The organism is Streptomyces sp. NPDC090442 (assembly GCF_044769405.1).
Classification (GTDB): domain Bacteria; phylum Actinomycetota; class Actinomycetes; order Streptomycetales; family Streptomycetaceae; genus Streptomyces.
This window is the reverse complement of record NZ_JBIVXW010000152.1, coordinates 1-7006: the sequence shown is the minus strand read 5'-3', so window position 1 is coordinate 7006 and position 7006 is coordinate 1. Positions and strand designations below refer to the sequence as shown.

The window sequence follows — 7006 nt, the reverse complement described above, 5'->3', positions numbered from 1 at the left end:
GCCTGGCCGCCGCCATCGATCACTACCGGTCGCACCCCGACCACGCACTCGACCTCATCCATCCCAGAACCTGAGAAAGATCACACCCTGGATGCTGCCCGGAGCACGCGTGTCAGATTCCGTCTTCTTCCCTGACCCCTCCGGGGCACCCGCCCGGCTCAGACTTGCCGCATGGGAGGGGAGTAGGTCATGGCCCGCCAGGATGTGAAGGACGAGGTCATCCATTTGAGGTCCGCCGGGGTGGACTTGAGCAAGCGGTTTCTGCTCGCCTGCGCCCGCACCCCCAGCCCGCAGCGGCCGGGAAGCTGGAGCCTGGAGACCGAACGATTCGGCACCACCCAAGCTGAGATCCGGCGGCTACTGATTTGGCTGGTGGAGGCTCACGTCGAGGTGGTCGTCATGGAGGCGACCTCGGACTACTGGCGGAGTGTCTACTACATGCTCCAGTACTACAGCCTCAGATCTTGGGGTTGTGATCGGTTGTGGTCGGGGGGTTGCCAGGGGCGGAGGTGGGCGGGTAGTGGGTCGCCGCGTCGGTTGTAGTGGCTGACGGTTGCTCTGGTCTGGTGGAGGGCTCGCCAGTGGTGCTGTTGTAGGTGGTAGGCGGGGTCGCGGTGGCCTGCGAGGCCGGTGACGGCGAGGATGCCGGCGAGGGCGGGGACGGTCAGGCGGATCAGTGACAGGCGCTCGCCTCGGTCGTGGGTTGGGCTTTTCCCGCTTTGTCGACCTGTTCGAGGCCGGTGCCGGAGGCCGTGTCGTTCTCGGGTGCCGGCTCGGGGCCGGGGTGGTGGGTGCGTTGGACGGTGAGGAAGGCCAGGGCGAGCATGGCGCAGGTGACGTGGCGGTGCCAGGAGTTCCAGCGGCGGACCTGGTACTGGCCCAGCCCGGTGATCTGTTTGGCCTGCTCGTTGTTCTCCTCGATCGTCCAGCGCACTCCGGCCCGGCACACGGCCTCGGGCAGCGCGGCGTTGTGTGGATGGTGGACGAGGAAGTAGGCGTACTCGAAGTCCACCCGTCCACCGGCGAGTTGCTTCTTTTCGGTGGAGCGGCGGATGAGCAGGTGGTGGGCGAAGCCGTCGGCGGGTTCCTGGCCGGGAAGAGCCGCGTCGAACCAGGTCCAGTCGTAGTACCGCTGTCCCTTGGAGCCCTCGCCCTGGCTGCGGCGCTCCCACCGGTCGCGTATGACCGCGTAGTGCAGCAGGTCGCCGGCTGTCTTGACAGCGGGCTGGTGCGGCTTGCTGGGGGGGCCGGCCAGCGGCAGTGTCACCGGCACGGCGAGCACGTAGGGCAGGGCCTGTTCATGCAGGAAAGCGCGCAGGGCGGGGTCCTTGCCGTAGTCGGCGTCGGCGGCCACCCACGCGAAGGTCAGCTTGCGGGCCAGTGCCGTGGTGAGCATGGCGATGCCCAGGTGGGGCTTGGTGGCGAAGGTGACGTCCTCGGGCACCCCGGCATCGCGGCGGCGTCCAGCATCATCGGCCCAGACGGCGGGCAGGTACAGGCGTCGGTCGTAGAAGGTGTGCCCGGCCTTGGTGGCGTAGGTGAGCATCACCATGACCTGGCAGTTGCGCACGTCCCCCGTCACACCGCAATGCTGGTGGGCCACCCCAACCGACCGCGTTCCCTTCTTGATGACCTGGGTGTCGTCCAGCACCAGCGTGGCCTGCGCGTCCGCGAGGTGGCCGGCGATGTAGTCCTGGACCTCGCCCAGCAACGCGTCCGCATCCCAGGACGCCTCCCCGAGAAACTTCTGGATCCGGTGCGGGGTGGCATGCCCGGCCCGCTCCGCCATCGTCCACCCGTTTTTGCGGCCCAGGCCCGACAAGAGACCCTCGATGAGGTCCGCAAACACCTCCCGCGGCTCCGGCCGCGCGAACAGATGCCCCAACCCACCCGTGAGAACCGCCAACTCCTCAGCCCAACCCTCAACCTGCTCCAGCGTCACGTCACCCAGCATGACCGGACAACGATCACCACCGATCACCAGTCACAAGATCTGAGGCTGTAGTACCAGCCGCGTCTGAACTTGATGCTGGTCAACCCTGCCCACCTGAAGGGGATCAGGGGGCGCAAGACCGACCCGAGCGACGCGGCATTTCTCGCCCGGGCCGGAGCGTCATGCCTGGCAATGGACTCCTTCGTCCGAGCAGGAGATTCGCGAGTTGCGGGACCTGACCCGTCGCCGGACCGAGATCGTCCGCGCCGCGGGCCGCGAGGCACAACGGCTCCGGGACAAGGCCCCCTACCACGACCTCGGAGCCGGCTACTTCGCCAAGCGCGATCCCGAACGCGCCATGCGCCGTATGGTCAAAGAGGCCAATAACCTCGGCCTGACGGTCCGCTTCGATCCCATCCAAGCCGCATGAACCCACCCCACCAGTCACCCCGCTGACGTGGCCCCACCCTTCATATTCGGCCAACCCGACACCCCGCTGGCCTGCAGGGCGCCGGGACTGACCGCAGCCCTGCACGCAGCGAAGGTCGCCGGCGCGGAAAAACGCCCCAGGCCCCCGTCAAGTGGCGGTGCTGGGTGACTGGGCGCACGATGGGCGGGGCGGCGGCAGAATGTGTGGCCGCGGCGGCGAGGGAATCCTCTGCCAGTCGGGAGATGCGTCGAACCGGGCAAGATCGCCGACCTGGTCCTGTGGTCCCCGGAAACCTTCGGCGCCTATCCCGACCTGGTCCTCAAAGGCGGCGCCATCGTCCGCACCGCCTCATGGACCAGGGCCCAGAACTCTTCCGCATCCATCATGTCCACCGACCAGAGCCACGTCTTCACCTCCCAAGCCGCCGCCAGCAAAGGGGTCCTCGACCACCTCGGCCTCCGCCACACCGTCACCCCCGTCAGCAATACCCGTGACATCAGCAAACACCACATGATCCACAACACCGCCACACCTGACATCAGTGTCGACCCTGAGACCTACGAGGTGCGGGCCAACGGCGCGGCCCTGACCTGCGAACCGGCCGAGGTACTGCCCCTGGCGCAGCGGTACTTCATCTGAACAGCCCCGCAGGGGGCCGCTGTGCACGAAGCGTCCGCCCGGCCCACACCTGCACGTCACATGCCGGCGGGCTGATCCCCGGCACCTCAGCACAGCCCGCGGGCACCCGCCGTGTGGGACGGGCGGCATTGGAAGAAGGGATCGGGAACGCCTGTCCCGCAGCCGGAAAACGGGTACGGCCTTCCCGTTCCTGGAGCCTTTTCAGCGCCCATCCGTGAGGTGGCGGCTGGCGCACCGTTGACCAAGGTACCGAGCTGCACCGCAGCCCCACTGCCGAAGCCGGTGGCTGACCCCTGCCCGAGCAAGTTGAACACACTCCTGGACCGGCATCCGGCCGGAGCCCGGCCCTCGGCGGGGACACCCCACACCTGACCACCGACGGCCGGAGGGCGCACGGTGCCCCAGTTCGCATGTCGGCCCCGACAGCCACCACACCGTGACAATCCGTCCCAGAGCCCTGGGTACCCGCCGCGCCGAGCCCCGAGCGACAGGCGAGACCCCGTAACCCCGAAAGGCAGACAACATCATGATTCCCGGAGAAATCATCACCAAAGACGACGATATCGAGCTGAACGCCAGACGCTCCACTGTGACCCTCACCGTCATCAACACCGGTGACCGGCCCATCCGCGTCGGCTCCCACTACCACTTCTACGAAACCAACCCCGCCCTGCAGTTCGACCGCGCACAGGCAAGAGGTTACCGACTGAACATCCTCGCGGGAACTTCCGTCCGATTCGAACCCGGCCAAACCCTGCCAGTCACACTCGCGCAATTCGGCCCTTAAATTCCTGAAGTGTGACTGGGAGAGATGCGTGCGCTGTGGGCGACCGCGAATGCTGTATCGGGAACCGGTCGGGGCACGCCTAACGTGCAAGTACAAGCAATACAGCCCGACGGGGATCCGCTCAGCATCGGCGACATTGACGACAAAGGCATCTATAACAACCCTGTCATCCCCTCTCACTACCTGTACGCCCATAACCTGCTGCGCGTACGCGCGAAAAACCTGGGCACCAATGCAGAAAGTGCAATTATCGACGTTAGCGTGTCATACCGATATCCTCAGCCAGAAAATCTCCAAACAAAAAACCCGAATATCATTCAGGGTAACATTCGAACCTCATGAGGAGTGAAAAATGCCCACCGCTGCCGATACCCTTCCCTTCATCCCCTCTTCGTCAGTTCGGGCACAGCAGGGATATCCTCTCGAGAACATGCTTGACCATAGTTTGCTCACATGGTTCAGGACCAACGACCCGGTCAAGTCCGGCGACTGGATCAAAATTGATACCCAAGAAACCAGTCCGGTGAGATCCATCTCTTTGAAGTTCGGTGACTCCACCCCCCTGAACCCCAGATTCCGCCCCCCTGGCGGCATTATTGAAGTGTCTGCGGATGACCACAAATGGACTCAGGTCGGCCAGTTCTACGATCGTGACATCGATGCCGGAGTGAACCTGGACGGCAGGGAAATTGAAGCCCAGTATGTCCGAGTGCAGTTCGAACGGGTCAGCGACAGCTACGTCGCTGTCAGACTGTTCGACATAGTCCAGCTTCAAGCCGCACTGACACCTGGCCACCAAAACATTCAGCCTGGCCATGCCGTCACCTTCCACTACACCGTCCCGCGCGTCTCCCCCGGCCACCGCATAGCCGTCTACCACAACAGCACCGCACCATGGATTTCCGGCGAGGAAAACCACAACTACATCCACGCCCTGGACCTGCATCCTCGGGACACCACAGGGTCCCTGACCTTCGCCCCGAACTCCTTCTGCGCCCCTGGCGATTACCTCGCGTTCCTCCTCACCGACAGCTTCGCATGGCTCACCCAGGCACCTGCGACCTTCACTGTCACGGACCAGGCCCCCACCCTAACGGCAGAGCAGTCCATTGTGGAACCCGGCCAGTCCATCCGTCTCACATACAGCACACCGGTCGCGAACGACAAGAACTGGATCGGTCTCTACGAGAAGGAACTGGCACCCGAAACATCCGGTCTCGATGATCTTCCTGCCTATGAATGGTGGAAATACGCGCCAACCACAGGGGCAACAATCTCCATCCCTGCGCCAGAAGGAGAGTACATCGCCTTCTTCTTCGCGGACGACGGCTACTACTGGCTGACCGACGAAGGCATACCCATCACCGTAACCAGTCAGGAACCACTGCCCGCACCAAGGCTTGAGCTGGCTGAGGTCACCGCATTCTCCGGCCCCAGCATGTCTCTGCACCTCAAGGGCAGCAGCACCAGCAGCATGGCAGGAGCTACCGTCCAGACCTTCCAAGGGAACCAGTGGATACCGTTCACAACCGTGCAAAGCAACGGGTCATTCGAAGACACAAAGGAGCGGCCACACTTATATCTGGGCCACGCTCTTGTGCAGCTCATGAAGGGCGGTCAGGCATCAGAATCAGATGGCATGTACATCTCATTCAAGAAAGGACCCGAGATCACGGAGCCAGAAGAAAATGCTACTGCGAGCAGCCCGGTGGGCATGGAAGGAAAAGGCATCCCAGGCGCCTACGTATCGCTGCTCATAACAGGTCCCGGCATACCCGACAGGAACCCACTGACGCGACTGACGGTCACCGCAAACGGAGAGTGGGGCCCCTACCACGCAGAACTCCCATCAGCAGGACAGTTCACCCTGGAAGCCCGGCACGAGAACGGCGACAGAGGCGAAGACTACGCCTCAGACTGGACCCGACGTGTCTTCCGCTTAGCGGGTCCCCCGACCCTGATTACTACTGTTGCCGGCACAGGAAACACGGAGTACAACGGCGACAACATTCCTGCCACCCAGGCCAATCTCGCTACTACGTACGGTATCACTTGCGATGGCGAGGGAAACCTATACATCCCCGAATATCACGGATACCGTATACGTAGGGTCAACGCTAATAGCGGCCTGATCACCACCTACGCCGGCACAGGAGAGATGGGGTACAATGGCGACGGAATTCCCGCCAGCGAAGCCAAGATCGACACCCCTCTGGGCGTGACCGTTACGCGCGAGGGAAGGCTTTTCTTCGCCGAATTTGGCGTATCCGAAACCAGCAGGCGGTTGCGCTATATCGACGCCAGCAGCGGCCAAAATCAGATCTACACATACGTAAATGGCGCCGTAGGGACCACCCTCTTTGCTCCGTGGTGTGTGCACCAGGAATACACTTCGAACGGGACCTACACCTACTTCACCGATGCTCACGGAAATCGCCTGTGGGCGGTGGAATACGATCCAGATGTTGAATTAAGTCCCAGGGTTATTCCCATCGCCGGTACGGGAGAAGCAGGGTACAGCGGGGACGGGGGTAGCCCAACCGCGGCTCGGCTCAGTTACCCTTGGGGCGTCTCCGCGACCACTAACGATAGCTTCGAAAACACTGTCTATATCGCCGACACGCACAATCACCGCGTCCGCAAGATCGAACGTAGCAATATGGCCGGGTCGGTAATCACCACCGTCGCTGGCACCGGAGAGTCGGGGCACAGCGGTGATGGCGGTCCGGCCACCAACGCCAAGCTCAATGAGCCTAGGGGTGTGTGGCTGGATGAACCGTCTGGCGATCTCTATATCGCCGATTACCGTAATCATCGCGTACGCAAGATTGACGGTGCCAGCGGCATCATCACCACCGTCGCTGGCACCGGAGAGTCTGGGCACAGCGGTGATGGCGGTCCGGCCACCAACGCCAAGCTCTGGTACCCTACAGATATCGCGGTCGATGATGCGGGTAACCTCTATATCTGCGACTCTGGCAACTATCGGATCCGAAAAGTAACCCAAGTTCGCAAGAACCTTTGAGCCTGGATCCGCCCCAGGGCCAGGGTGAACCGCCCCGGGTTCGGTAGAGATCTCAGTTGGTGGTTGTGACCTGGGGTTTCTTGGTCGTCAGGTAGTAGGCCAGGGCTGTTGCAAAGTCTTGGGGGTTCCACGAATCTGCAGGTCACAGCTGGGTGACGGTCTGTCAGGATGGCCTCTCCGTATGCAACGAAG

The 7006-nt window shown here is 62.9% G+C and carries 7 protein-coding genes; 6 read left to right on the top strand and 1 reads right to left on the bottom strand.

Features of this window, described 5'->3' with window-relative positions:
• Nucleotides 1-189 precede the first annotated feature (189 nt).
• Nucleotides 190-543, top strand: a complete 354-nt coding sequence (locus ACIQU6_RS43420) for a hypothetical protein (RefSeq protein WP_403488050.1) — start codon at nucleotides 190-192, stop codon at nucleotides 541-543.
• Between the two features lie 130 nt (nucleotides 544-673).
• Here ACIQU6_RS43420 and ACIQU6_RS43415 read toward each other — a convergent pair whose 3' ends face one another.
• Nucleotides 674-1942, bottom strand: coding sequence for an IS701 family transposase (locus ACIQU6_RS43415; RefSeq protein ID WP_403488048.1), 1269 nt, complete (start codon nucleotides 1940-1942; stop codon nucleotides 674-676).
• Between the two features lie 217 nt (nucleotides 1943-2159).
• Between ACIQU6_RS43415 and ACIQU6_RS43410 the strand changes: the two genes are divergently transcribed.
• The 5 genes from ACIQU6_RS43410 (at nucleotide 2160) to ACIQU6_RS43390 (ending at nucleotide 6814) form a co-directional block, all read left to right on the top strand.
• Entirely contained in the window at nucleotides 2160-2363 is a 204-nt protein-coding gene (locus tag ACIQU6_RS43410) for a hypothetical protein (protein ID WP_403488046.1), read from the top strand.
• A gap of 384 nt (nucleotides 2364-2747) precedes the next feature.
• Nucleotides 2748-3002, top strand: coding sequence for a hypothetical protein (locus ACIQU6_RS43405; protein WP_403488044.1), 255 nt, complete (start codon nucleotides 2748-2750; stop codon nucleotides 3000-3002).
• Nucleotides 3003-3528: 526 nt separating this feature from the next.
• Entirely contained in the window at nucleotides 3529-3789 is a 261-nt protein-coding gene (locus tag ACIQU6_RS43400) for an urease subunit beta (RefSeq protein ID WP_403488042.1), read from the top strand.
• A 24-nt stretch (nucleotides 3790-3813) separates the two neighbouring features.
• Nucleotides 3814-4131 (top strand): hypothetical protein, encoded by a 318-nt coding sequence (locus tag ACIQU6_RS43395; protein WP_403488040.1) that lies wholly within the window; start codon nucleotides 3814-3816, stop codon nucleotides 4129-4131.
• A gap of 10 nt (nucleotides 4132-4141) precedes the next feature.
• The gene (locus ACIQU6_RS43390; RefSeq protein ID WP_403488038.1) at nucleotides 4142-6814 is read left to right on the top strand and encodes a discoidin domain-containing protein; all 2673 of its coding nucleotides are present in this window, start codon (nucleotides 4142-4144) and stop codon (nucleotides 6812-6814) included.
• The last annotated feature ends 192 nt before the right edge of the window (nucleotides 6815-7006 follow it).

Coding starts and splice junctions, on each gene's coding strand:
- ACIQU6_RS43405 (WP_403488044.1), top strand. CDS start 2,748: ATGTCCACCGACCAGAGCCACGTCTTCACCTCCCAAGCCGCCGCCAGC.
- ACIQU6_RS43420 (WP_403488050.1), top strand. CDS start 190: ATGGCCCGCCAGGATGTGAAGGACGAGGTCATCCATTTGAGGTCCGCC.
- ACIQU6_RS43400 (WP_403488042.1), top strand. CDS start 3,529: ATGATTCCCGGAGAAATCATCACCAAAGACGACGATATCGAGCTGAAC.
- ACIQU6_RS43390 (WP_403488038.1), top strand. CDS start 4,142: ATGCCCACCGCTGCCGATACCCTTCCCTTCATCCCCTCTTCGTCAGTT.
- ACIQU6_RS43395 (WP_403488040.1), top strand. CDS start 3,814: ATGCGTGCGCTGTGGGCGACCGCGAATGCTGTATCGGGAACCGGTCGG.